Source organism: Streptomyces fragilis, from assembly GCF_003112515.1.
GTDB classification, from domain to species: domain Bacteria; phylum Actinomycetota; class Actinomycetes; order Streptomycetales; family Streptomycetaceae; genus Streptomyces; species Streptomyces fragilis.
In genome coordinates, this window is the sequence record NZ_BEVZ01000004.1 from 371,808 (window position 1) to 394,588 (window position 22,781).

The window sequence follows — 22,781 nt, forward strand, 5'->3', positions numbered from 1 at the left end:
CGAAATCCCTTCGATTCGTCCGGATCCTGAGATGTAATTTTCCGGGATCCTCCCCGGTTTCCGACGGCTTTTCCGCCGGAAGGCCATTCACCGCGCCCGGGGCACCCGCGTCACCCGGCCAGCCCGGCGCACCGGGCTCACCCGACGTCGAGACGGAGCAGGTCCTCCTCCGTCTCACGGCGGACGATCACCCGGGTTTCGCCGTTGCGGACGGCGAGCACCGGCGGGCGCAGCACGTGGTTGTAGTTGCTCGCCATGGAGCGGCAGTAGGCGCCGGTGGCGGGCACCGCGATCAGGTCGCCGGGCGCGAGGTCGGCCGGCAGGAACGCGTCCCGGACCAGGATGTCACCGCTCTCGCAGTGCTTCCCGACCACCCGGGCCAGCATCGGCTCGGCGTCACTGGCCCGCGAGACCAGCGACACCGAGTACTCGGCGTCGTACAGGGCGGTGCGGATGTTGTCCGACATCCCGCCGTCCACGGAGACGTACGTCCGCAGCCCGTCCAGCGGCTTCAGCGTGCCGACCTCGTACAGCGTGAACGCCGTCGGGCCCACGATCGCCCGCCCCGGCTCGACCGAGATCCGCGGCGCGGCCAGCCCGGCGCCCTCGCACTCGCGCGCGACGATCTCCCCGAGCGCCTTGGCGATCTCGTGCGGCCCCTGCGGGTCGTCCTCGCTCGTGTACGCGATGCCGAGGCCGCCGCCGAGGTCGATCTCCGGCAGTTCGACGCCGTGCTCGTCACGGATCTCGGCGAGCAGCCCGACCACGCGCCGCGCGGCGACCTCGAAGCCGGCCATGTCGAAGATCTGCGAGCCGATGTGGCTGTGGATGCCGACCAGTTCGAGCCCGTCCAGCCCGAGCGCCCGGCGCACTCCCTCGGCGGCCTGGCCGCCGGCCAGCGGGAGGCCGAACTTCTGGTCCTCGTGGGCGGTCGCGATGAACTCGTGGGTGTGCGCCTCCACGCCCACCGTCACCCGGACCAGCACCTTCTGCCGCACCCCGTGCGCCTGCGCGACGTGGGCGACCCGCACGATCTCCTGGAACGAGTCGAGCACGATCCGCCCGACCCCCGCGGTGACCGCCCGCTCGATCTCGCCGAGCGACTTGTTGTTGCCGTGGAACGCGATCCGCTCGGCCGGCATCCCCGCCGCCAGCGCGGTCGCCAGCTCACCGGCGGAGCAGACGTCGAGGTTCAGCCCCTCCTCGTGCAGCCACCGGACCACGGCCTTGGAGAGGAACGCCTTGCCGGCGTAGAACACGTCGGCGCCCTCGCCGAACGCCTCCCGCCAGGCCCGGGCGCGCGCCCGGAAGTCGTCCTCGTCCATCACGTACGCCGGAGTGCCGTGCTCCCGGGCGACCTCCCGGACGTCGACCCCGCCGACGCGGACGGCGCCGTCCTCGTCCCGGGTGACGGAACCCGCCCACACCTTCGGGTCGAGGACGTTCAGGTCGGCGGGCGGAGCGGTGTAGTGGCCCTCGGGGAGGACGTCGGCGTGACGGGGTCCGGCGGGGTGTGCGGAACGGCTCATCGTCTGTCTCTGCGTCTCTCTTCTGTCTCTGGCGCCTGCTCCGGCGTCTTCGTCGGCCGGGGGCTCAGAGATGTTCGGGTGCGTCGATGCCGAGCAGGGTGAGGCCGCCGGCCAGCACCGTCCCGGCGGCTTCGGCGAGGGCGAGCCGGGCGCGGTGGGCGGCCGAGGGTTTCTCCTCCCCCGTCGGCAGCACAGCCCCGTACGTCAGGAACTCCAGCGTGGCGTCGGCGACACCCACCAGGTGCCGCGCGACGCGGTCCGGCGCGTACTCCCGCGCGGCCTGCGCGAGGACGCGGGGGTGGTCGGCGATCTCCCGCAGCAGGGGCTGGGCGGGGGTCCCGAGGGGGGCAGGGGTCCCGAGGGGGGCAGGGGTCCCGAGGGGGGCAGGGGTCCCGGGGGTGGCGGAGGTCCCGGGGGTGGCGGAGGTCCCGGGGGTGGCGGAGGTCCCGGGGGCGCCGGGAGTGCTCTCTACCGGGGCGTTCTGTGCCGGGGCGTCCTGCACTGGTGCGTCCTTTGCAGCGGCGTTCTGCACCGGGCCGGGCTCAGCGGAGTAACCGAGCTGCGCGGCGTTGCGGCTCGCCGCCCGCGTCCGGGCGTGGGCGTACCGCACCCGGAACAGCGGATTGCTCTCCCGCTGCCTCAGGTGCTCGTCCCCGAGGGTGGGCCGGTCGTGCGGCGCCGGGTACAGCAGCGCCCACCGGGCGGCGGCGGGCCCGAGGGGCGCGGGATCGGCGGGCGCGGGCACGGGCCGGATGTCGGCGGCCCGCGCGTTCTCCACGACCACCACCCCGGCCTCACCGCCCTGGTTCCGGACGAGGCGCGCCACGACCTCGGCGACCACCTGGGCCCGCACCTCGTCCGCGACCCGCAGCGTGACCGTCCGCCCGGCGAACGCGTCCCCCCGGCCGTATGCGCTGCCGCCTTCCGCACCCACCCCGCGTGCTCCGCGCACCCTGCGCACCAGGGCGGCGTCGACGTCGCCCTCGAGACTGATGTTGAGGAACCCCGGCCCGGTGACGGCGACGTCCCGCACCCCGCTCACCCGCATCAACCGGGTGCGCAGCACCTCGGCGACCTCCGCGGCGGGCCGTCCGGCCGGCCGCGCGAGCCGCATCGCGACGTTGGTGGCGTAGTCCCCACAGCCCCCGGGACCGGGCGGGGCGACCTTCACGGTCTCCGGCACGGCCACCGCCAGCTCGCCCGCGTCCACGGCGGAACGCACCGCGCGCAGCACGGTGTGCGAGAGCTCGACGGGGGTCACGGGACCCAGATTAGGGGAGCCGGGGCGGGGTAGGTCGACCCGTTTCGGCTGGGTCCCGCCATCCGGACAGCTCGCGCCCTTTTTGGTACGTGCACCACGCTTTCAGGCGCTCACCGGGGCCGGCTCCTCCGGCCCGCGCCGCAGCTCCATCAACCGCCGCACCACATCCACGAGTTCGGCCGGCTCGAACGGCTTGGCCACGAACGCGTCCACTCCGACGTCCAGCCCGGCCTCGACCTCCGGTTGGCTGCAGGCGCTGACGATGGCGAGAGGCAGATCACGCGTCCCCGGGTCCGACCTCAACCGCGCCGCCGTCCCGAGTCCGTCGAGCCGGGGCATGACCACGTCCAGCGTCACCACGTCGGGCCGCACCCGATGGATCACTTCCAGACACTCGGCACCATCGGCCGCGGTCACCACCTCGAACCCTTCCAGCTCGAGATTGACCCTGATCAGCTGCCGGATCACCTCACTGTCGTCGACGACAAGGATCCGGCCGGAAGCGCCCGCCACAACTAGAGAGTAGGCACGGCGCGCACCCCCCGTCCGGCTTTTCCGCACTTCCACCCGTAACGGACAGGACACGGCACCCCCGCGCTCCGGCGCACCTCCCCCACCCCACGGCAAACCTGTTCACGACCACCCCAGGTGAGCTGGTAGTGTTCTACCCGTCACCGCGACCAACGCGCCGCGGCGAACGCGCCCCCGTAGCTCAGGGGATAGAGCAACGGCCTCCGGAGCCGTGTGCGCAGGTTCGAATCCTGCCGGGGGCACTTCGCAGAAGTGCCAGACAGACCCCGTGATCAGCGGAAACGCTGAGTGCGGGGTCTTGTTGTATGTGCAGGCGTGTGCCGGGGTGGGCGGCCGTATGACAGGGGTCGCGGCCTATTCGCGGCCTGGGACGTGCGGCGTCAGCGCAGGTCAGGGGCAGGGCTCGGGCTGATGAACGAGGGGAAGCAGCGGGTGGGTTCGGGAGCCGGGGAGACCGCGACGGAGCCGGTTCGACCGGTGTGGGTGCTGACCCCGCTGGAGAGTGTTGGTCCGCTGCGCTTCGGCATGTTCGCCGACGAGGTCCGAGCCGCTCTTCCGGAAGCCGTCGAGTTGAGCCGTTTCTCCGCCGAGCCCTTCTACCCGGAGATCTACGGCCTTCAGCTCGGCTTCCATCCAGCGGTGCCGGCTGTCTACGCGTACTTCGAGAGCACCGGTCGGCTCTTCTGCGTGGCTGCCGACGCTGCCCACGGACCGCGCGTGACGCTGGAAGGGCTGGAGCTGACCGGCCGCGTGCCTGCCGTACTCCAAGAGACAGTCCTGGACCTTCACTCCTCGGGTACTCACCACGTGTCGTACGGTCCGCGGGGCAACCCGGGGATCAACGAGGTCGGCATGGTCCTGCGGGTCCAGGACACCGTCGACGGGCTCCTGACCCGGCCCGTTCTCGTGGGCCGCGAGTGGGCGGCCCACTGCACCGACGACTGGGAGGGATCCATTCCCGAGTGTGAGTGGCTGGGCCGCCAGTGGTCCGTGTACAACGGCTCGGACGTGTACCCCCCGCCCGGATACGCGACGAACTGGCCGGCAGGGTGGACGGCCCCGTTCTGAGCGGGGAGGCGTACGCGACATGATGCGCCCGTGAGCATCATCGTCGAGTTCTTCGCCGCGCCGGACGACCTGTCCGCGGCAAGGACTCTTCCGGGAGGGACACGGCAGGTGTTCGAGGCGGTGTCCTTCGGCAACTTCGACGCCGAGGAAGCCGTACTCGAGTGGGAATGCCTGCTTGCCGGTGGCGACTTCGAGGAGCTCGTCGACGCCGGTGAGCCTCGGGCGGTCGCCGAACAGGACGGCAGCGGGGGTGCGTTCGTCTTCGCCGTGTCGCCGCGGCTGATGGACGCGCTCGCGCACGCCGCGCCCGACAGGCTGCGTGACGTCGCGGCCTCATGGGTCAGGCTCCGTGCGGAGGAGGATGAACACTTCGCCCCGGAGGTCGCCGACGCACTACTGGGAAGCTTGGCCGGCATGGCCGGCCGTGCCCGGCGCCGGGGGCACAGCGTCTACTGCTGGGTGGGATGACCGTCCAGCCGGTTGACAGGGTCGTGACACAGGGTCAGGCTTCGCCTTTCCGGCGTACGCGACGCCGGGGTCCTGTGGGGGGATTCTCACCGTGTTCATCTCTGCGCCGCTTCGGCGTGCCCTGACGGCGTTGGCCGTCGCCTGTCTCACCGGGACGGCCGTACTCACTTCGGTGGCTCCCGCCTCGGCCCACCGTCACGGGTGCCACGCCCGGCATTCCTGCCCTTCGGACACCGGTTCCTACATCTGTGGAGACCTGGGTGACGCCTCGATGTGCGGAACGGGGAGCACCGGGGGCACCGGCGGGACAGGCGGCTCCGGCACGGGCTCATCCGTCGAGCCCGCCGAGCCCGTCGACAACGACGCGCCGTCCAAGCCCAGGGTCCAGCGCCCCGAAGCCCTGCCGGGCGGGAAGGTGTCCGTCACCGTCACCGCCGAGCGGGGCGCCACGATCATCGTGTTCGGGGGGAGCGACGAAGGAGACGAGGGCGACGGCGAGGAGGTGACGAAGGCGACCGCCACCGGGTCACCGCAGACGCTCACCTTCGAGGCGGAGGACGGCAGCACGACCTACGTCGTCACCGCGACGGACGCCGCCGGGAACGAGAGCTCCCGGAGCAAGGCGTTCACCGTGGAGACCGACGGCACGAAGCCCGAGCTGGCCGCGTTCGACGTCGCGCCCGCCGACCCGACGACCGCTGCCGTCGGGGTCTCGTTCGAGGTGGACGAGAAGGTCGACTACAAGCTGGCCGTGGCCGGCCGCGAAGAGAGCGTCACCGGGGAGGCCGGTGCCGGTTCACCGGTGGACGAGGCCCTGTGGCTGCCGGACGGCGACCATGAGCTCACCGTCACCGTCGAGGACGCCGTGGGCAACGTGACCCGGCGTACCGAAAGCTTCACCGTCGAGCTGGACTCGTTGGAACCGAGGCTGACGCAGGAGGACGTGTTCCGCTCGTCGTCCGTTCCGCTGACCGTCGCGGGGCCGCCCGAGGCTGAGGTCACGGCGCGCATGGGCGCGAAGACCGAGAAGGTCACCCTGGGCAAGCAGGGCTCGGTGGAGCTCTCCTTCGAGCTTGCGGACGGCACCTACCGGCCCGAGGTCGAACTTGTGGACCGCTTCGGACGCCGCGGCACGTTGACCGGCGATCCCGTCACCGTCGACACGCAGGCGCCCGCGGTGAAGGCGGGTTACGACGAGGAGGCCGCCCGTTACGGGACGGTCGCCGTCACGATCACCAGCGAGCCGGGGACGGAGGTCACGCTCAGCGAGGGTGCCGAGACGGTGGCGTCCGGCCGTCTGGAGCGGGACCGGAGGAGTCTGCGACTCACCCCGGAGTTGGGGCCGGGTCGTCACCAACTCACCGTCTCGGCGCAGGACCGGGCCGGCAACGAACGCACCTACGACCTCTCGGTCACCGTGCAGGACGACATGACGACGGCCGAGATCCTCCGAGCCGTGCTGTGGACCGTCGGCATCGTCCTGGTCGTCGGCGTGACGATGCTGCTGCTGTGGCGTAGACGACGCCGTGTCGTCAGATGGTGGGCACGACGACGCGAAGCCGCACGCATGGCCGCCGAACTGCGTGCGATCGCCCGCCGCCAGGAGCAGAGCCTGCGCGAGCAGGAACGCTACGAACGGGACCTGGCCGTCTGGGAAGGCGAACACGACCGGCTGGCCGAGTTGCACGACTTGGCGCGCAACCTGACGGGTGAGGTCTACCCGGCAGAACAGTTCCGCTGGGGGCGCCGGAAGAAGGACGAACGGGTCCTCCTGGTGGCGACCGCCCGACTGGTCGAGGTCCGGACCAAGCAGGGTCTCGCCAGTCTGGAGGAGACCGACCGCGGCGAGGTGGCCGTCACCGACCGTCGGGTCCTCTTCGCCGGCCTGTCCAAGCGCCGGGAGTGGGACTACGGGCGCTGGCTCACCCACGAGCACCGGCCTCAGGGCATCACCCTCATCAGGGTTTCCAACCGCGCGAAGGCCTCCGGAATCGCCTACCCCTTGCTGGAGGCCCGCCACATCCGACTGGCCATCGACGTCGCCCTCGCCGACCAGCGCGGCACGCGAGACGAGATCATCAGCCGCACCCGCCGGGAGCTCGACGCCCACATGACCGATCGGCCGGTGCCGCCCCCCGTCACCCCCGACTCCCCGCCCTTGGGGCAGCCCATCGGCTGACCTGGGACCTGACCCCTCCCCCCGCAGCGCAGACGGGCCTCCCCCGCGCTGAGGGGGAACGGCTTTCCCCCGGTCTTCCGGGGCGGCCAACCGGTGCGGGGATACCGGTCTGGTGCTCTGGAGGCGGTGGCTGCTCTGAGTTCTGATGGCAGCCGTCCGTGGTCGTCACCCTGGCGTAGGGCCGGGGTCGGCACCAGACGCGGACCTGGCGTATGCATGACGGCTCGGTTGGGCCGCTGCCCGGGCACCTGCAAGTCTCCCCGTCCCCCAACGGGGCCGGGGCCGCCGTACGCAGACAGTCGCTGGTTCTACGGGCGGGCGAAGGGGCCGTTCAGGGCGGCCCATTGCAGGAGCAGGATGGTCTTACCGTCGGCTATGCGGCCGTCGTGGGTCATGGCGAGGGCCTCGGTGAAGGGGAGTTCGAGGACCTCGATGTCCTCGCCCTCCTCCTCGAGCCCGCCGCCGGCGCCGGTGCGGTCGGCCGGGGTGTAAGCGGCGGCGAAGAAGTGGAGGCGTTCGGTGACCGAGCCGGGGCTCATGTAGGCGTCGAGGACGTGGGTGAGCGGGCCGAGGGTGACGCCGAGCTCTTCGACCGCCTCGCGCCGGATCGCGCTGGACGGGTCGTCGGCGTCGAGCAGGCCGGCCGCGGCCTCGACGAGCATGCCGTCCGGGTGGTCGTTCACGTAGGCCGGGTAGCGGAACTGCCGGGTGAGCAGGACGCAGCCTCGGGTGGTGTCGTAGGGCAGGACGACGGCGCCGTTGCCGCGGTCGTAGGTCTCGCGCTGCTGTGTCTCCCACCGTCCGTCGCGCCGGCGGTGGTCGAAGGTCGTGCGGCGCAGGACGTGCCAGCCCTGTGAGGTGAGTTCGACGTCGCGGACGACGACGCCGGGGTTGCGGGTGAGGTCGCGGCCGGCCTGGTCGAGGTGGGTGCGGCCGCGGTGGTCGGGGAGATCGATGCCCGGGCGGCCCGCCGGCCGGTCTCCTGCGGGGCGCTGTGTCACGCGGTCTCCTGCGGAAGGCCGTGGCCGAGCGCTGTGCGGGGTGCCTCCGTGCGGCGGGGGATCTCGGACACGTCGTGGTAGACCGGGAGGCCGAGGCGGCGGGCGGTGGCGACGTCCTGGTCGGCGCCCGCTGAGGCGCCGGGCAGACGCAGGACGGCGTCGCAGTGGACGAGCAGTCGGTCGGCCGTCGGGTGGAGCACGTGGTCGGCGAGGGGGTCGGTGGGGCCGGCACCGGCGGACCGGAGGACGGGCAGGGCGATCCACTCGCCGATCACGGGGAGGTGACCGGCCGCGAAGACGGGCCATGCGGCGGCTTCGAGGCGGGCCAGGTTGGCGGCCATGACCTGCGGGTCGCCGTCGGCGCCGGAGCCGTAGGGGCCCGCGATGAGGATGAGCAAGGGCTTGTCGGTCATGACGGCTAAGGTACATGCAGAAACGGGAAAGAACAGGAAGGAACGTGCATGCTGGCTGCTGAACGGCGTGAGCACCTGCTGGGGCTGCTCGCCCGCACGGGGAAGATCGTGGCCAAGGAGGTCGCCGCCGAGCTGGGCATCTCCGAGGACAGCGTGCGGCGTGATCTGCGGGAGCTCGCCGCCGAGGGGCTCTGTCAGCGCGTGTACGGCGGCGCGCTGCCCGCGTCACCTGCCGTCGTGGACTACGACGCGCGGCAGTCGGTGGCACCGGACGGCAAGCGGAAGGTCGCCTCGGTCGCCGCGGGGCTGGTGCGGCCGGGCGGTTCGGTGATCCTCGACGGGGGCACCACCGCCCTCGCCGTCGCGCGGGCGCTGCCGAGGGACCTCGACTGCACTGTCATCACGCACAGTCCGACGATCGCCGCGGCGCTGCTGGAGCATCCGGGGGCGGAGCTCTTCCTGCTCGGGGGGCGCGTCTTCAAGCACTCGGCGGTGACCTGTGGGGCCGTCGCGGTCGAGGCGGCGCAGAACGTCTCCGCCGACCTCTGCCTGCTCGGCGTCACCGGGGTGCATCCCGAGGCGGGGCTGACCACGGGGGACGCGGAGGAGGCGGCGATGAAGCGTGCCCTGGCGGCGAGGGCCGCGGACACCTACGTCCTCGCCTCGTCGGAGAAGATCGGTACGGCCTCGCAGTACCGGGTCCTGGGGTGGGAGAAGGTGAGCGGGTTGATCACCGATGCCGACCCGCGCGACGCGGTGGTCGAGCGGGTCGGGGAGTTGGGGGTGGAGGTGTTGGCAGCGGGCTGACTCCCGCTCGCGCGGCCACCGACAGGGGCGCACGGCAGTCGGCCTCGCCCGGAGATGGGCGAGCGTGTCGCGTCAGGCGTACGCGCGTGCAGGGCGCATCACCGGTGAGCCGGCGTATCTCCCGGCCGTGCAGTACGGCGTGGTGGGCACTCGGCGACCCGGTGTGGGCGGAGGCGCCCGGTGCTCCATGCTGCTACGGGGCGGTGAGGCCGAGGAACGCCGTCCAGGCGGCGGGGGTGAGGGCGAGCCCTTCGCGGGCGGTGTCCTTCGAGTCGCGGACGTGGACGGTGGTCGGGGAGAGCGCCACCTCCAGGCATTCACCGCCCTCGTTGCCGCTGTAACTGCTCTTGCACCAGCGGAGTTCGACTGCCGTCTCGTCGGTCACTGGTCCCCCATGATGTTCGCGATCAGCGCGATGGACTCGTGGGGAGTGAGTGCCTGCGCCCTGATCGTTCCGTAGCGTGCCGCCAGAATACGGACTTCCTCGGATGCCACCAGGAGGCTGCCGTGCGCCTGGGTTTCCACGTAGGCGACCTGTGGCTTGCCCTTCGGGGTCAGCAGCACGAAGGGGCCGCCCATGCCGGCGTGCTCGTATCGCTCGGTCGGCATCACCTGCAGCGAGATGTTGCGGCACCGACCGAGGTCCAGGAGCTTCTGCAGTTGCTCCTTGTGGACTGCTCGGCCCCCGAGGGGGCGGCGGAGCGCACCCTCCTCGATGACGGCGGTGACCATGGGCGGGGGCCAGTGGCCGAGGATCTCCTGCCGGGCGAGGCGTGAGGCCACGCGGCGCTCGATGGTCTCGTCGTCGAGCAGAGGCGTGCGCATCTCGTAGAGGGCGCGGGCTCGGCGTTCGGTCTGGAACAGGCCGGGGACGTCATGGTTGTTGTAGAAGTCGATGGCGACCGCGCTCGCCTCCAGCCGGGCGTAGTCACGGAACCAGGCCGGGTGGCGGACCCGGGACTTGGCCCGGGCGCTCTCCACCTCGTCCGCTGTCGCACTCAACAGACCGCCGGCGGACAGGAGTTCGTCGGCGGCGGTCAGGAACTCCCGCTGCGGGGTACGGCGGCCCCGTTCCAGGGAGGAGATCAGGTCCTCGCTGTATCCGAGGCGGTCGCCCAGGTCGCGCTGGGTGAGACCGGCTCGTTCCCGCAGGAGCTTGAGCTGTCGGCCGACCGCGCGGAACAGCTCCTCGTACGGCTCGGGTTCGTCCGTCCCGTGGGTCATCGACGCCACCGCCCTTCCACCCGACAGGCCGTACCCGTCACGTGCCACGTCCGCACGGCGTCGCCTGTACCGGCCGTCGTCCTCCCCAGCGTAGGTCGCGGCGGCCACTGTGAGTCACATGGTTCTGGAAACTCCCACCCGGAAGCGGTGGGCACAGTTGTTCAGCGGAACGCCCCGTGGGGCGCGGCTCGCGAGGCTGCTCGCCGTGCGTCAACTGGAGTTGTGGGGGTGGCCGTCGTCGTCGGCGGCGGGTGAGGCGGCAGAGCTGGTGGTGGCGGAGCTGGCGAGCAACGCCGTCACACATGGTCATGTCCCGGGGCGTGGGTTCCGGCTGCGGCTGGAGGTCGAGGGGTCGGAGTCGGGCCTGCTGGTCGTGTCCGTGGACGACGCGCGGGGTGAGCGGCTGCCGGAGCCGAGGGTGCCGGAGGGTGAGGACACGGGGCGGGGGCTGGTGCTGGTCCAGGCGCTCGCGGTCGCTTGGGGGTGGCGGCTGCGGCCGCCTTCCGGGAAGACGGTGTGGGCGGTGTGCGCGAAGGGAGGCGGCTCGTCGAGCGGTGGAGGATGACGGGATGGCGCAGCAGAGCGACCACCGGGGCCCCGCGGGTGGGGAAACGCTCAGGGCCGGAACCCTGGAAGGATTCCGGCCCTGAGTCTTCAGTAGCGGGGACAGGATTTGAACCTGCGACCTCTGGGTTATGAGCCCAGCGAGCTACCGAGCTGCTCCACCCCGCGTCGTTGTTCCTTGACCGTACGGCATGACCAGAGGAATAGCGAATCGGTAAGGGGACGGTATAGGGGTGGTGTGGGGTGCTGCCCGCCATCGGGTGGGTCAACTTGGCGTGCGGCGTGGGTCGTTCGCCGTGAGCAAGGTGCCGCACGGACAGCGGGCGCCCCGCCGTCAGGACGCTGCGCAGCGCTCGCGGAGGAGCTCGACGCCGTCGCCCTCCAGATCGTCGAGACAGGCCCTTCTCCCGGTCATGGCCATCGTCAGGGCCAAGGTGGTACCGGACACGAGCGCACCGGAGCCGGTCCTGAAGGGCCCGTCGTTCGCGACGAGTCGCAGGCCGCCGATCCGTCCCTTGGCGACGACCACGAGATCCGAGGCCCGGTAGTACTCGGCCACCCGCGTGACCACGTCGATCGGGTAGTCACGCTTGATGCCCAGCGGACGCCGGATGTCCTCGCCGTGCACGATCGTCTCGCCCAGCATCGCGACGACGGGGAGGGGAGGCTTGGTCGTGCTGGGGACCGCCTTCCGGAACCGCTCGTGTGTCTCCGCCGGGCTCGCTCCGAGCTGCTCGGCCAGCCGCACGGCCACCTGCTTGTCGAAGTCGAAACGGCAGCGGATCACCCCTGCCATCCAGCGCACGGGGTTGAGGCTCGCCCCCGCGGTGAGGTGCGCCAGCACCTCGCGCACGGTGAGTCCGGCGCACAGAGAGGGCGTCTCCCACCGGTCGTCGGACAGCTCCGCCAGATCGGCCGCCAGTGCCGCGCGCTCGGCGTGGATCAGGGGCCACGAGGTCGCGGATCCCGGGCTGCGATCCGTTGAGGGCTTCGACGCAGTCATACGGACGGGTCTCCTGTCGTGAGTCGTGCGCGCAGTGCACCACCGCCCCTGGCCAGGCCTCGTGCGGCCAGGGACGGCGTCAGTCCGCGGCTATGCCGCGGGCGGTCAGGACGTCCTGCAGTTCGGGGCTCAGGAACTCCGAGCCGATGACGCGCCGGAGGTTGGGGAGCAGCGCGAGGTCGTCCAGGGAGGCGACGTCGAACAGGTCGTCCTCGCCGTCCCAGATCGGGGCGCACTCCTGGTACACCTGGAGGCCGCCGTCCATGCAGAGCTCCTCCACGCCGGCCAGGAGGTCGTCGTCGAGGTGCAGTGAGGCGAAGTGGTCGCGCGCCTCGGGCACCACCTTGTAGGCCAGGCCGTGCCGCTGGGCGTAGTCGTACGCGTCGTTGCCCAGGCCCTTCTGCCGCAGCAGGTCCACGAGGTGGAACGGCGGGGTCAGGGTCTCGTCGGTGTACATCAACTGCTCGATGACGAGGAGCTTGAAGTTGAAGTCCTTGAACTGGGCCATGGGATCACCGTAGGTGACGGCACTGACAGTCACGGCGGGCAGGGGGAAGCGGGCAGCGGACACGGGCGCACGGTGACCACTGCCCACCCGTGGTGGGACCTGGTTCCGCCTAGGCCGAGACGTGCTTGCGGTACGCCGGTCCGAGGTCGCGTATGTCCACGCTGGCGTGCACCGTCACGTCGGGCACGGGCTTCACCCGCGTCCGGAGGAGGGCGAGGACGGCCTGGCTCAGCTCCGTCTTGACCTCGTCGGTGCGGCCCGGCAGGAGCGTGATCTCGACGTGCACCACCGCGTGTCCGGGCGCCCCTTCGGCGACGTACGTCTCCTCGACGCGGCGGAAGCGGGTCTTGCAGTTGCCGACGGCGGTCCTGGCGATGTCGGCGGTGAGCGGATGCAGTTCGCGTGCGAAGCCGTGACGGTCGAAGGCGTCGGTCAGCGAGTCGGAGTAGTCCACGGTGATGTGCGGCATCGGGCGCTCCCGGTCGGGGTCTTGGAGCCTCGGAGGCTTGGGGCTCCGAAGGCCTGGCGGCTTGCGGGACGGGGTCCTGGTCATCCTCGCGTACGGCGGCGAGGGCGGGATGAGCTTCCGCCGCTGTACCGAGGCGCCGTGAGCACTCGGCCCGGCCGCACCGGGCAGGACACGGCGCCACATCGGGCAGGGCACGGCGCCGCGCATGGTGACCCGAAGCACCGGTCAGTACAGCGGGAAGGCCCAGCCGCCCGGGTACGAGGGTTCGCGGTCGCCGCGGAAGGCGGCCGAGGCGAGGGAGAGCGCACCGGGCCGGAGTTCCTCGACCAGGCCGGCGGCCGCGAGGGCGGTCAGGGTGGTGCCGCCGAGGTGGACGGCGCCGAGTGCCGCCGCGTCCAGCCGCAGGTCGGCGGGGGCGGTCGTGGGTTCGCAGACGGCGTCGCCGGCACCGCCCTGCTCGGCCAGCAACCGGTGACGGCCGGTGTTCCAAGGGCAGAAGTCGTCCCGCACGTCGAGGACGAGGTCGAGCGGGACGCTGTAACCGCGGGCCGCCAGGGCCCGGTCGACGTCGACGGTGCGCAGCCACAGGCGGTCCACCGGCGTGGACCGGACCGCGCGCGGCTCGGCCAGCAGGTGCGGCAGGGGCTCGTCCACGGCGCCCTCGTAGTCGATCCAGGTGACGAGGTCGACGCCGGCGAGGAAGCGCCACAGCGCCGCGTACGACTGGCGCGTGCACGCTGCCAGTTCCACCACCTGGAGCACCCCGGCGCTGCCGCCGAGTCCGTCCGGCGTCTCGGTGTGACGGTAGAGCGCGTAGCCGGTGGCCCGCCCGTCCTGTTCCTGGTGCACCGCGTAGCGGAGGGAGGTCGCGCCGCCGCGACGGTGGGGGTGGTCGGCGAGGCGCACGGCCCAGTGGGCCGCCTCGCGGTCGGGCCATCCGGTCGTGACGGCGCGGACCTCGTCGTAGACCTTCTCGACGAAGGGACGGGCCTGGTCGGCGGGGCGCAACCGGACGGTTCCGTCGCCGAAGTCGGTGGTGGGGCGGAAACGCATTGCGCGCCGGTCGCAGCGGATGCGGTTGCCGGTCGTAGCGGGGCCGTAGCCGTACCGGCCGTAGATGCCGGCCTCGGAGGGGCGGAGGGCGGCGATGGGCTCACGCCGCTGCTCGTGGAGGTCGGTGAGCTGGGCGCGCATCATGGCGGTGAGGAGCCCGCGGCGGCGGTGCGTCGGGGCGACGCCCACGGACGCGATGCCCGCCACGGGGACGGTCCCCCCGGGGACGGTGAGCGTCCGGCTGTAGACGGAGGCTCCGGCGATCGGCTCGCCCTCGTCGAAGGCTGCCAGGGTGCGGGAGAGGTCCGTCGCCGCTCGCTGGTCGGCCAGCTCCTGCTCCGACCGGTCCAGGCCGTAGGTGTCGGCGATCATGCGGGCCCAGGGGGTGAACTCCTGCTCCGTCACGGGGCGGAGCGCGAACTGAGAAGCATGCATCGCACATGTCTACAACACGATCGCGTCGCATCGGCGGCGAGGGACGGGCCGGACCTTACCCCCGGCTGATCGTGCGTTTGGCGGCGTCACGGGACGGCCGTCGGCCGCCTGGGCCGGGTCAGCGGCCTCAGCCCGGTCGGCCGCCACGGCCGCCTCAGCCGCGGCCCTTCTGCGGCGCGGCGGGCTCGGTCTGGTCGGTCGGATCGGCCTGGTCCGGGCTGTCCGGCGTGGTCGTCGGCGTCTCGGCGGGCTCGTCCGCGGGGGTGGGGGCGGTGCTCGGGGAGGTGGGGGCCTCGGAGTCCGCACGGCCTTCGCCGCCGCGGGGGCCGTTGCCGGCGTTGCCGCCGTCGGGTCCCTTGCCGCCCTTGCCGCTCTTGCCGCCCTTGGCGGTGTCGCGGCCTTCGGCGGGGTGGTCCTTCTTGGGGCCGTGGCCCTCCGCGTCCCGGTCCGCGGCCGCCGCCTTGCCCCTCTCCGCCTTGCGGCCGGTGGAGCCCATCGGGTTGGCGGCCGGGAGGGCGTACGAGACGGTCGGGGGGACCTGGCCGGAGTCGCCGGCGCCCTCGGCGGCGGCTGCGTCGCCGGTGCTCGTGTCGTCGGAGGGGCGGTGGGCCGGCGGCGCCGCGGCGGAGGCGCGGTTGTCGTCGTCGGCGCCGCTGGTGTCGGGGGCGAGGGCGACGGTCGCGCCGAGGGCCACGGAGAGGGCGGCGAGTGCGGTGCCCACCGCCAGGCGGCGGCCGGGGCGACGGCGAGGACCGGCCGGGAGGGGGGCGGACCGGGTGACCGCGGCGTCCGCCCGCGCGGACCGCACGGGGAACACCAGGTCCGTCGACGGCGGGACGGGCACCGGGGCCGCCGCGGGGGTGCCGCCGGCGGCCAGGGCGGCGAGGGTCTTCGCGCAGTGGGCCGCGTCGGGGCGGGCTCCGGGGTCCAGGTGGGTCATGGTTTGGAGGAGGGCGACGAGGTCCGGGGAGAGCCAGGTGGGGATCAGCGGCGGGCGGTGGAGGCGGGCTATCGCGGCCTCGAGGGGGGTTCCCTGGTACTCCGTCCTCCCGGTGAGGCACTCGAGGAGCACCAGCCCGAGGGCGTAGACGTCCGTGGCGGGCCCGATGCTCTTGCCCTCGACCTGCTCGGGGGCGAGGTAGGCGGCGGTGCCGGTCAGGGCGTCGGGGGCCGTGTGACGGGTGGCGTCGACGAAGCGGGCGATGCCGAAGTCGGCCAGGTGGGGCGCGCCGGCGGCGGTGTCGAGCAGGACGTTGGAGGGCTTGACGTCGCGGTGCACGATGCCGGAGCGGTGGACGTGGGCGAGCGCCTGGGCGAGGGCGGCTCCCAGGTCGGCGACCCGTCGCTGGGGCAGGGCCCCGCCCTCGAGGAGGTCCCGCAGCGTGGGACCGTCGACCAGCTCCATCACCAGGAAGGCGCGGCCGTCGTGGCGGCCCATGTCGTAGACGGTGACGAGGCCCGGGCCCTGCAGGCCCGCGAGGAGGACGGCTTCGGCGGCGAGGCAGTCCTCGGTGTGGTGGTCCGCACCCGGACGGAAGACCTTGACGGCCACGGGCCTCTGCAGGCGGGTGTCGACGCCCTTGTAGACGTCGGCCATGCCGCCCATCCCGATCTTCTCCTCCAGCTGATATCGGTCACAGAGGAGATGGGTGGTCCAGGGATCCGCCGATGCCTGTGCGATAGGCATGGCTGCAGAGGGGCTGGCCTTCATCTGGATCTCCGTTGCTGTCGCCGCGTGACCGGGCTCGGCTCTGGGCCGTGGCGATGCGGGTACCCCGAGGTCCGGTGTGATATCCGGACGAAGTCGGCGCGGCGCTGTCCCGTCCCCCGCTTCCCGCCCTCACCAGGACGTTGTCCGCCGGGCCCGACGGTAGGCTCCCGGTCGCCGACTGCCGTACGGGGAAAAAGAGTTGGACGGGGCGCGGGGCGCGGGGATACCTTGCCGTCGACCGTGACCTGCTGGAGGAGGTGAGACCCGTGAACGACGTTGTTTCGAGGTGGGTGCTCCCTCCTTCCGTCACGGTGTGCGACTGACCCAGGTGGTGTCGTCGGGAGCGCCTTCCTCCACCAAGGCACTTCCGAAAGGCGAACACCCATGAGCACTGTGACCGTCACCCGCGCCGCGGAGGACCGGTGGGAGGCCGCGGCCGACGACGGGACCGTCGTCGGCCGGGGCGACGTCTCGCGCCGGCCCGACGGGCGGCTCTTCCTCAGCGTCGACGTGTGGCAGGACGCCGCCTTCGACCGGCTGGCCGCCGCGATGCTGGCGGAACTCCCCGCACCGCTGCACACCCTCGTCGGCGACGAGGACCACGACCGCCGCTCCAGCTGGGAGCGGCTCGGCTTCACCGTCGGACGCCGTGAGCGGGCGTACGACCTGCCCACCGATCCGCGCGTGACGGGACTCGGCGCGGTGCCGCTCCCGGCGGGGGTGGCGATCCTGCCCGCCGGGGAGGCGGACGAGAGCCGGCTGCGCGCCCTGGACCGCGCGATCCGGGAGGAGGTCGGCGCCACGGTCGGCTGGCACACCATGCCGGCCGAGCTGGTGCCGGGCCCGCCCGGGGACACGGTGGTGGACCCGTCGAAGTACGCGGTGGCCGTCCGGGGCGGCACGCCCTCCGGCGCCGGAGGGGACGGCGGCGCGGCCGGAGGCGACGGCGGCGCGTACGTCGGGCTGGTCCGGGTGGTGCGGGTGCGCCGCCGGGCGCGGGTCGGGCTGATCGCGGTCCGGGCGGACGAGCGCCGGCGCGGGACCGGGCGGGCGCTGCTGGCCCACGCGCTGAACACGCTGGCCCGGGACGGCGTGAGCACCGCCTGGGCCGAGGTCGACGCGTCCAACACCGCGGCGCTCTCGCTGGTGGAAGGAGCGGGAGCGCGGCGGGCGGGAGCCTGTCTGGAGCTGGTGCGGCCTTGACCTTCGTCCGTGACGGGGCGGAAGCCCTCGGTGCGGGGCCGCGCGCGGGCGCCGGTGAACGAAGCGGCCGCCACCGGGCAGACGAACGACCACCCGCACCGGCCGGGTCACGGCCCGGCCGGCCTGACCCCACCGCACCGCGCCTCACCTCATCCGACGGAACACACAGAACACACGGAACCCTGGGAAAGCGAGACGTCTTGGCAAGGAAAGCGAACGGCCTGGAGATGGAGGGCACCGTCGTCGAGTGCCTGCGCAACGCCACCTTCACGGTGGAGCTGCAGAACGGGCACCAGGTGCTCGCGCACATCAGCGGGAAGATCCGCAAGAACCACATCCGGATCCTCCCCTTCGACCGCGTGCTCGTGGAACTGAGCCCGTACGACCTGAGCCGGGGGCGGATCCTCTTCCGGTACCGCAACTGAGCCCCGCGCGGCGCGTGCCCCGGGCTTCCACTCCGGCCCGGGCGCACGCCCGTCCGGGCCCGGGCGCGCGCCGCGGCCGTCCCGGGCGCGGGCCGCAACTCTCGCGGCGGACAACGGCGTTGACCGCCATCCGCAGCTCGACGCCGACGGCGTTGGTCCCGCGCACGGCGGGATCGGCGCCGCCACCGACGGCCGCGTTGTTCACCACGAGGTCCAGCGGCCCCTCACCGACCGCCGCGCACATCCGCCGGACCGCCGCGTGGTCGGACAGGTCGCACTCGACGACCAGCGGGGCGGGAGCGCCCATCGCCTCCGCGGCCGCCACCAGCTCCTTCACCCGCACCTCGGCGCGCACCGGCAGCACCAGCCGCCGGGCCCGTCGCGCGAGCCCCACGAGCAGGCCCTCGACGCGCGGGCCCGCGAGCGCGTGGTCGCGTGGCTGGAGGAGGCGGCCGGGCGAGCGGCGAGACGACGGCGCCCGGCCGGCCCGGCCGACCGGCCCCTGGCCTCGTTCAGCATGACGGCACCACCCGGCCGGCCCGATCCTGACATCGCAGCGCGAGACGGCAACGCCCGGCCGCCCCTACCCCCCGGCCTCGATCAGCGTCGCGAACGAGTCCAGCACCCGGTGCAGCCCGAAGGTGTACGCGTGGTCCGGGTCGTGCGCGCTGCCGTGGGCCTCGCCGGCGGCAGTGCCGACGCGTGAGGCGAGGGGGTAGACGGCGGGGTCGAGGACCTGGGCCAGCAGAGGGGCGTTGGCCTCCCACCACTCCTGCTCGTCCATGCCCCCGTCTGCCCCGGCGGCCCGCGCGGCGGCGGCCGTGCGGGCGTTCGCCTGGACGAAGGCGAGCAGGTGGGTGAGGCAGTCGTCCATGGTGACGTCGTCCAGGCCCAGCCCGTCGAACGCGGCGAGCTCGTGCTCGTACTTCGCCATCTGCCCCGGGCCGAGTGGCGGCCGGACGGTCGAGACGGCGGCGGCCCAGGGGTGGCGGGTGAACAGGGCGCGGTTCTCGTCGGCGACCGCGGTCACCCTTTCCCGCCAGGGACGCCCGGCGGTGTCCGCGCGCGGCATCCGGGCGTAGGCGGCGTCCAGCATCAGGTCGAGCAGTTCGGCCTTGCCGGGGACGTAGGTGTAGAGGGTCATCGGGACGACGCCCAGGTCACCGGCCACCCGGCGCATGGTGAGCGCGTCCAGCCCTTCGGCGTCGGCGAGCCGCGTCGCGGTGTCCACCACGGCGTCGACGCTCAGTGCCCGGCGGGGACCGCGGCGGGTTCCGGCGGGCTCGTCGGCCCTCAGTTCCCCCAGGGCGTCGCGCCACAGCAGGCGCAGAGTGCTGGCGGGATCGCCCGCGCTGGTTCGTTCGGTCGGCATGGAGTCGATTTTCCCCGCACAACTTCTCTGAACGCTGTACAATATACAACGTACAGAGAACGCGGGCCGGTCCACCGGCCCCGTCGGGACCGCTCAGGAGGCCTCATGAAGATCACCGCGTGCGCCGTATCGCTCAACGTCGAGGACGTCGTCGCCTCCAGCGCCTTCCTCCAGGACCACTTCGGCTTCGTCGAGAAGATGGCCGCCGACGGGTTCGTCTCCCTCGCGAGGGAGGACGTCTCCGTGAACGTGATCTTCCTGCGCAGGGGCCTGGAGACCCTGCCGGCCGACCAGCGCGACGACCACGCGCAGGGCCTGATCCTGGCCTTCGAGGTCGACGACCTGGAGGGGGAGCTGGCGCGCCTGACCGACGCGGGGGTGCCGATCACCATGCCGCTGACCGTGGAGGAGTGGGGCGAGCGCGCCTTCCAGGTCCGCGACCCGAACGGGGTCATCGTCCAGCTCGTCGACTGGAAGGGCGGCGCGGCCGCCTGATCCGCCCCGGAATGGGGGCTCGGCGGTGAGGTGCCCCATAGGACCCAGGTCACCTCCTAAGGCGCTTAGTGGTACGGGTGCGGGGCGCCGCGACAGCGGTACGCGCAGGTGGGGCCGGCTCACACCGGCCCCACCTGCGCGTTTCCGTTTCGTCCCGCTTTCATGTGTTCTGAGACGTTAAGGCATGGCAAGCATGTACGTACGAAGAACCTTCGTAGATCACACCTTTGTCAGGCGGCTCGGGGTCCGGTTACCAATGAACCCGTCGCCGGGCACCGTCCTGGTTCACCGGCGGCAGTCCCGATCTCCGAGCCAAAGGGTTCCGCATGTTCCAGCGCGTCTCGCTCCGCACGACCGGTACCTCCGCCCTCCGCACCCGCGCCGCCGTCCTGGCGGCCGGCATGGGAGCCTCGGTGGTGCTGGGTGCCGGAGTCGCGACTGCTGCCGGCGCCCCCGAGGCGGCCGGCGCGGCCACCGGCGTCCACACCGTCGCCGAGGCCAAGAAGGCCGCCAAGCCGAGCTGGGTCGACCCGGTCCAGCACTACAAGCTATCCGCCAGCTTCGCGCAGAACGGCGGCATGTGGGCGCACAAGCACTCCGGCCAGGACTTCGCCGTCCCGACCGGCACCAAGGTCTTCGCCGCCCACGAGGGCACCGTCGTCAAGGCCGGCAGCTGGGGCGCCGGTGACGGCCCCGCCTACGGCAACGCCGTCGTCATCAAGCACGGCAACGGCACCTACTCGCAGTACGCCCACCTCTCCAAGATCCAGGTGAGCGTCGGCGAGAAGGTGAACACCGGCGAGCAGATCGCCCTGTCCGGCAACACCGGCAACTCCAGCGGTCCCCACCTGCACTTCGAGATCCGCACGACCGCCAACTACGGTTCGGCCGTCGACCCGGCCAAGTTCCTCGCCACCAAGGGCGTGAAGATCTGACCGGTCGTCCCACCGGCCGCGGATGCGTCCCCTCACGGAGGCATCGCCGCAGCACGTGAACGACAGGCCCTCCGGCACCCGCCGGGGGGCCTTTCGCGTGCCCCGGCGGCGGACGAACCCCTCCCCCGGCCGTTCCGGGCACAATTCACAGGAACAAGGTCCTCCCCAGTTGCCCCGTCGGGCGCATACTGGCAGTAATGACAAAGTCAGCAGCACCTAAACGTCATCTGCCGACCAGCCCCTTCAAGGCTCCGGTCGCGCCTCCCCTCAAGCACTTCGCCGTGGGCGACCGGGTCACGCACGACCTGTTCGGTCTCGGCCGGGTGATCGGCATCGAGGACGGGATCGCCGCGCTGGTGGACTTCGGTCCGACCCAGGAGCGGATCCTGAGCCCGTACGCCAAGATGAGCAAGCTCTAGACCTGCGCCTCCGCGCCGTCGTCACGCCTGGCCCCGGCCACGGCCGGCCGGCCGGCTGCCACGACACCCGGGCCCGCGGTTTCCCGCGGGCCCGTCACCGAACGGAAGTACCCCTCATCGAACTCTCCTCGCTGTTCTCCGCCCCGGACGGGGCGTCCCAGCAGCACCGCACCGCCGCCGTCCCGTCACCCCCTCCGGTGACCCAGCCGTTCCAGGCCCCCGACTTCGGGGAGGACGAGACGGCGTGGCTCGACGACGCGCAGCACTTCGCCCCGGAGGCTTGGGCGGCTCCGCAGAACTGACTCCGGACCGGCTAGTTCCGGGCCGCCCGGCGGGAGACGCCGCGGCCCGGGCCGCGGGCGGCACGGCGGTCCTGGCGGGCCCGGCGGACGGCGGCCGCCCACAGCAGGAGCGAGCCCGCCACCACCGCGACGGTGAAGACCAGCACGAGCCGGTCGAGACGGTCGGCCTTGCTCATCACGTAGATCAGGCCGCCGAACGCGGCGAGGATCCCGAAGCCCTTGAGCGAGTTCATGGTTCTGCTTGCCTTTGTGGTTACTTCCACGCCGAAACGCGGGTCACGTACGACTTGACGACGGAGGAGAGCAGCCAGTAGGCGCGGACCAGCATGTAGACCAGCTCCGGCAGCAGCAGCGCCTCGACGAGCATCGCCTTCCAGCCAAGGTTCCTGACCCGCAGGGCGGGATGGAGGAGCCAGAAGGCAAGGAGGACGACCAGCAACGGGTTGTCCGAGAAGCCCTGGCGGGCGACGACGATCATCTGGGTGGTGCCGTAGCCCAGGATGTACGAGAGGCCGAGGAGGCCCAGCACCAGCGTGGCGATGGTGTGCCAGGTGAACTTCGTCCACCCGCGGTAGCGCAGGGTGTCCACGGTCCCCCGGCTCCACCGCTCGCGCTGCTGGATCAGTTCGCGCAGGGTCGGCATGAGGTCGGTGTAGGCGATGCAGAGCTGGTTGGCGGTGACCTTCCAGCCGGACTCCTTGAGCGCCAGGGTGGTCTCGTAGTCCTCGACGAGGTTGCGGTGGTCCTCCCAGAACACCGCGCCCCGCCAGTCCAGCAGGCTCTGCAGGGCCTCCGCCCGGTAGAAGGAGCCGGCTCCCGCCATGGTGTGGACGTCCTTGCGGAAACGACCGTTGGCGGCGCGGGCGTACTCGATGATCTGCATGCCGAGCAGGTAGCGCTGCCAGGGGCTGCGCCACAGACCGGTGCGGCCCAGGCAGGCGGCGCTGACGCCGCCGAGCTCCGGGTCGGAGGCGAGGACGTTGCGGGCCCGCTCGATGAACCGGGGGTGGAGCTCGGTGTCGGCGTCCATCACCAGGACGTGCCCCACCGCCCCGGTGAGCCGGCCGCCGACCGCGTCCCGCAGCCAGCGCAGGCCGAGGTTGAGGGCGCCTGCCTTCTTGTGCGGGTTGTTCTCGAAGTTGAGGACGACGGTGAGGGGCGAGGTCACCTCGTCGGCGAACTGCTGGGCGAACTCCATCGTGCGGTCGGTGGAGTTGTTGACCACCACGATGATCAGGTCGGGACGGCGGGTCTGCGCCGCGAGGGAGTCCAGCGACATGAGGACGCCGACCTCCTCGTTGCGCGCGGGGACGATGACGACCGTCTCGTACAGCAGCTCGGTCAGCACGCCGCCGACGGAATGCCCGGCGGCCCTACCTCTGCGGTGCCGGCTGCGCGCCCCGTTC

The 22,781-nt window shown here is 72.3% G+C and carries 25 protein-coding genes and 2 tRNA genes; 11 read left to right on the forward strand and 16 right to left on the reverse strand.

Going from position 1 to position 22,781, the window contains the following annotated elements; all coding sequences use genetic code 11:
- Positions 1–137 precede the first annotated feature (137 nt).
- The 3 genes from lysA to Sfr03f_RS14855 all read right to left on the reverse strand — a co-directional run bounded on the left by lysA (position 138) and on the right by Sfr03f_RS14855 (position 3,357).
- Complete coding sequence (gene lysA, locus Sfr03f_RS14845) at positions 138–1,529, reverse strand: diaminopimelate decarboxylase (protein WP_108954375.1); 1,392 nt, start codon at positions 1,527–1,529, stop codon at positions 138–140.
- 64 nt (positions 1,530–1,593) lie between these two features.
- Complete coding sequence (gene nrtL / locus Sfr03f_RS14850) at positions 1,594–2,790, reverse strand: ArgS-related anticodon-binding protein NrtL (protein ID WP_108954376.1); 1,197 nt, start codon at positions 2,788–2,790, stop codon at positions 1,594–1,596.
- Positions 2,791–2,892: 102 nt separating this feature from the next.
- Entirely contained in the window at positions 2,893–3,357 is a 465-nt protein-coding gene (locus Sfr03f_RS14855) for a response regulator (RefSeq protein WP_372514370.1), read from the reverse strand.
- Positions 3,358–3,491: 134 nt separating this feature from the next.
- Between Sfr03f_RS14855 and Sfr03f_RS14860 the strand changes: the two genes are divergently transcribed.
- The 4 genes from Sfr03f_RS14860 to Sfr03f_RS14875 all read left to right on the forward strand — a co-directional run bounded on the left by Sfr03f_RS14860 (position 3,492) and on the right by Sfr03f_RS14875 (position 7,036).
- A tRNA-Arg gene (locus Sfr03f_RS14860) sits at positions 3,492–3,563 on the forward strand.
- A 169-nt stretch (positions 3,564–3,732) separates the two neighbouring features.
- Complete coding sequence (locus tag Sfr03f_RS14865; protein WP_108954377.1) at positions 3,733–4,389, forward strand: hypothetical protein; 657 nt, start codon at positions 3,733–3,735, stop codon at positions 4,387–4,389.
- A 30-nt stretch (positions 4,390–4,419) separates the two neighbouring features.
- Positions 4,420–4,857 carry a hypothetical protein gene (locus tag Sfr03f_RS14870; protein WP_108954378.1) on the forward strand — a complete coding sequence of 146 codons (438 nt, stop codon included), beginning with the start codon at positions 4,420–4,422 and terminating at the stop codon, positions 4,855–4,857.
- Positions 4,858–5,128: 271 nt separating this feature from the next.
- The gene (locus Sfr03f_RS14875) at positions 5,129–7,036 is read left to right on the forward strand and encodes an Ig-like domain-containing protein (RefSeq protein ID WP_108954379.1); all 1,908 of its coding nucleotides are present in this window, start codon (positions 5,129–5,131) and stop codon (positions 7,034–7,036) included.
- A gap of 308 nt (positions 7,037–7,344) precedes the next feature.
- Here Sfr03f_RS14875 and Sfr03f_RS14880 read toward each other — a convergent pair whose 3' ends face one another.
- Together Sfr03f_RS14880 and Sfr03f_RS14885 are read right to left on the reverse strand one after the other, a co-directional pair.
- Positions 7,345–8,037 (reverse strand): NUDIX domain-containing protein, encoded by a 693-nt coding sequence (locus Sfr03f_RS14880; protein WP_108954380.1) that lies wholly within the window; start codon positions 8,035–8,037, stop codon positions 7,345–7,347.
- Positions 8,034–8,450, reverse strand: a complete 417-nt coding sequence (locus tag Sfr03f_RS14885) for a DUF4406 domain-containing protein (RefSeq protein ID WP_170145088.1) — start codon at positions 8,448–8,450, stop codon at positions 8,034–8,036. The genes Sfr03f_RS14880 and Sfr03f_RS14885 overlap by 4 nt, the downstream gene beginning before the upstream one ends.
- A 48-nt stretch (positions 8,451–8,498) precedes the next feature.
- Between Sfr03f_RS14885 and Sfr03f_RS14890 the strand changes: the two genes are divergently transcribed.
- Positions 8,499–9,257, forward strand: coding sequence for a DeoR/GlpR family DNA-binding transcription regulator (locus tag Sfr03f_RS14890; protein WP_108954381.1), 759 nt, complete (start codon positions 8,499–8,501; stop codon positions 9,255–9,257).
- A gap of 193 nt (positions 9,258–9,450) precedes the next feature.
- Here the strand turns inward: Sfr03f_RS14890 and Sfr03f_RS14895 are convergent, their stop codons facing one another.
- The gene (locus Sfr03f_RS14895) at positions 9,451–9,642 is read right to left on the reverse strand and encodes a DUF397 domain-containing protein (protein ID WP_108954382.1); all 192 of its coding nucleotides are present in this window, start codon (positions 9,640–9,642) and stop codon (positions 9,451–9,453) included.
- On the reverse strand, positions 9,639–10,481 hold the full coding sequence (locus Sfr03f_RS14900) for a helix-turn-helix domain-containing protein (protein WP_108954383.1): 843 nt from the start codon (positions 10,479–10,481) through the stop codon (positions 9,639–9,641). The genes Sfr03f_RS14895 and Sfr03f_RS14900 overlap by 4 nt, the downstream gene beginning before the upstream one ends.
- A gap of 118 nt (positions 10,482–10,599) precedes the next feature.
- Between Sfr03f_RS14900 and Sfr03f_RS14905 the strand changes: the two genes are divergently transcribed.
- Entirely contained in the window at positions 10,600–11,046 is a 447-nt protein-coding gene (locus Sfr03f_RS14905) for an ATP-binding protein (protein ID WP_108954384.1), read from the forward strand.
- Positions 11,047–11,139: 93 nt separating this feature from the next.
- On the opposite strand, the gene Sfr03f_RS14910 is transcribed toward Sfr03f_RS14905, so the two are convergent.
- The 6 genes from Sfr03f_RS14910 to Sfr03f_RS14935 all read right to left on the reverse strand — a co-directional run bounded on the left by Sfr03f_RS14910 (position 11,140) and on the right by Sfr03f_RS14935 (position 16,200).
- A tRNA-Met gene (locus Sfr03f_RS14910) sits at positions 11,140–11,213 on the reverse strand.
- A gap of 166 nt (positions 11,214–11,379) precedes the next feature.
- Positions 11,380–12,048, reverse strand: a complete 669-nt coding sequence (locus Sfr03f_RS14915; RefSeq protein ID WP_108954385.1) for a maleylpyruvate isomerase family mycothiol-dependent enzyme — start codon at positions 12,046–12,048, stop codon at positions 11,380–11,382.
- Positions 12,049–12,127: 79 nt separating this feature from the next.
- Positions 12,128–12,556, reverse strand: coding sequence for a DUF6892 domain-containing protein (locus Sfr03f_RS14920; protein ID WP_108954386.1), 429 nt, complete (start codon positions 12,554–12,556; stop codon positions 12,128–12,130).
- 109 nt (positions 12,557–12,665) lie between these two features.
- Positions 12,666–13,025, reverse strand: coding sequence for a 5-carboxymethyl-2-hydroxymuconate Delta-isomerase (locus tag Sfr03f_RS14925; protein WP_108954387.1), 360 nt, complete (start codon positions 13,023–13,025; stop codon positions 12,666–12,668).
- Positions 13,026–13,250: 225 nt separating this feature from the next.
- Positions 13,251–14,513, reverse strand: a complete 1,263-nt coding sequence (locus Sfr03f_RS14930; RefSeq protein WP_108954388.1) for a GNAT family N-acetyltransferase — start codon at positions 14,511–14,513, stop codon at positions 13,251–13,253.
- Positions 14,514–14,667: 154 nt separating this feature from the next.
- The gene (locus Sfr03f_RS14935) at positions 14,668–16,200 is read right to left on the reverse strand and encodes a serine/threonine-protein kinase (RefSeq protein ID WP_159105649.1); all 1,533 of its coding nucleotides are present in this window, start codon (positions 16,198–16,200) and stop codon (positions 14,668–14,670) included.
- A 408-nt stretch (positions 16,201–16,608) separates the two neighbouring features.
- Between Sfr03f_RS14935 and Sfr03f_RS14940 the strand changes: the two genes are divergently transcribed.
- Positions 16,609–17,427 carry a GNAT family N-acetyltransferase gene (locus Sfr03f_RS14940; protein WP_108954389.1) on the forward strand — a complete coding sequence of 273 codons (819 nt, stop codon included), beginning with the start codon at positions 16,609–16,611 and terminating at the stop codon, positions 17,425–17,427.
- Between the two features lie 200 nt (positions 17,428–17,627).
- On the forward strand, positions 17,628–17,852 hold the full coding sequence (infA, locus tag Sfr03f_RS14945) for a translation initiation factor IF-1 (protein ID WP_108954390.1): 225 nt from the start codon (positions 17,628–17,630) through the stop codon (positions 17,850–17,852).
- A gap of 583 nt (positions 17,853–18,435) precedes the next feature.
- Here the strand turns inward: infA and Sfr03f_RS14950 are convergent.
- Positions 18,436–19,224, reverse strand: a complete 789-nt coding sequence (locus Sfr03f_RS14950; protein ID WP_108954391.1) for a TetR/AcrR family transcriptional regulator — start codon at positions 19,222–19,224, stop codon at positions 18,436–18,438.
- Between the two features lie 105 nt (positions 19,225–19,329).
- Here Sfr03f_RS14950 and Sfr03f_RS14955 point away from each other — a divergent pair, with 105 nt between their 5' ends.
- The 3 genes from Sfr03f_RS14955 to Sfr03f_RS14965 all read left to right on the forward strand — a co-directional run bounded on the left by Sfr03f_RS14955 (position 19,330) and on the right by Sfr03f_RS14965 (position 21,073).
- Positions 19,330–19,719 (forward strand): VOC family protein, encoded by a 390-nt coding sequence (locus Sfr03f_RS14955; protein ID WP_108954392.1) that lies wholly within the window; start codon positions 19,330–19,332, stop codon positions 19,717–19,719.
- A gap of 326 nt (positions 19,720–20,045) precedes the next feature.
- On the forward strand, positions 20,046–20,654 hold the full coding sequence (locus Sfr03f_RS14960; protein WP_108954393.1) for a M23 family metallopeptidase: 609 nt from the start codon (positions 20,046–20,048) through the stop codon (positions 20,652–20,654).
- Positions 20,655–20,851: 197 nt separating this feature from the next.
- Positions 20,852–21,073, forward strand: a complete 222-nt coding sequence (locus Sfr03f_RS14965; protein WP_108954394.1) for a hypothetical protein — start codon at positions 20,852–20,854, stop codon at positions 21,071–21,073.
- 313 nt (positions 21,074–21,386) lie between these two features.
- Here Sfr03f_RS14965 and Sfr03f_RS14975 read toward each other — a convergent pair whose 3' ends face one another.
- Both Sfr03f_RS14975 and Sfr03f_RS14980 read right to left on the reverse strand, forming a co-directional pair.
- Positions 21,387–21,608, reverse strand: a complete 222-nt coding sequence (locus Sfr03f_RS14975; protein ID WP_108954396.1) for a hypothetical protein — start codon at positions 21,606–21,608, stop codon at positions 21,387–21,389.
- A gap of 20 nt (positions 21,609–21,628) precedes the next feature.
- The gene (locus tag Sfr03f_RS14980) at positions 21,629–22,723 is read right to left on the reverse strand and encodes a glycosyltransferase family 2 protein (protein WP_108954397.1); all 1,095 of its coding nucleotides are present in this window, start codon (positions 22,721–22,723) and stop codon (positions 21,629–21,631) included.
- Positions 22,724–22,781 lie beyond the last annotated feature (58 nt).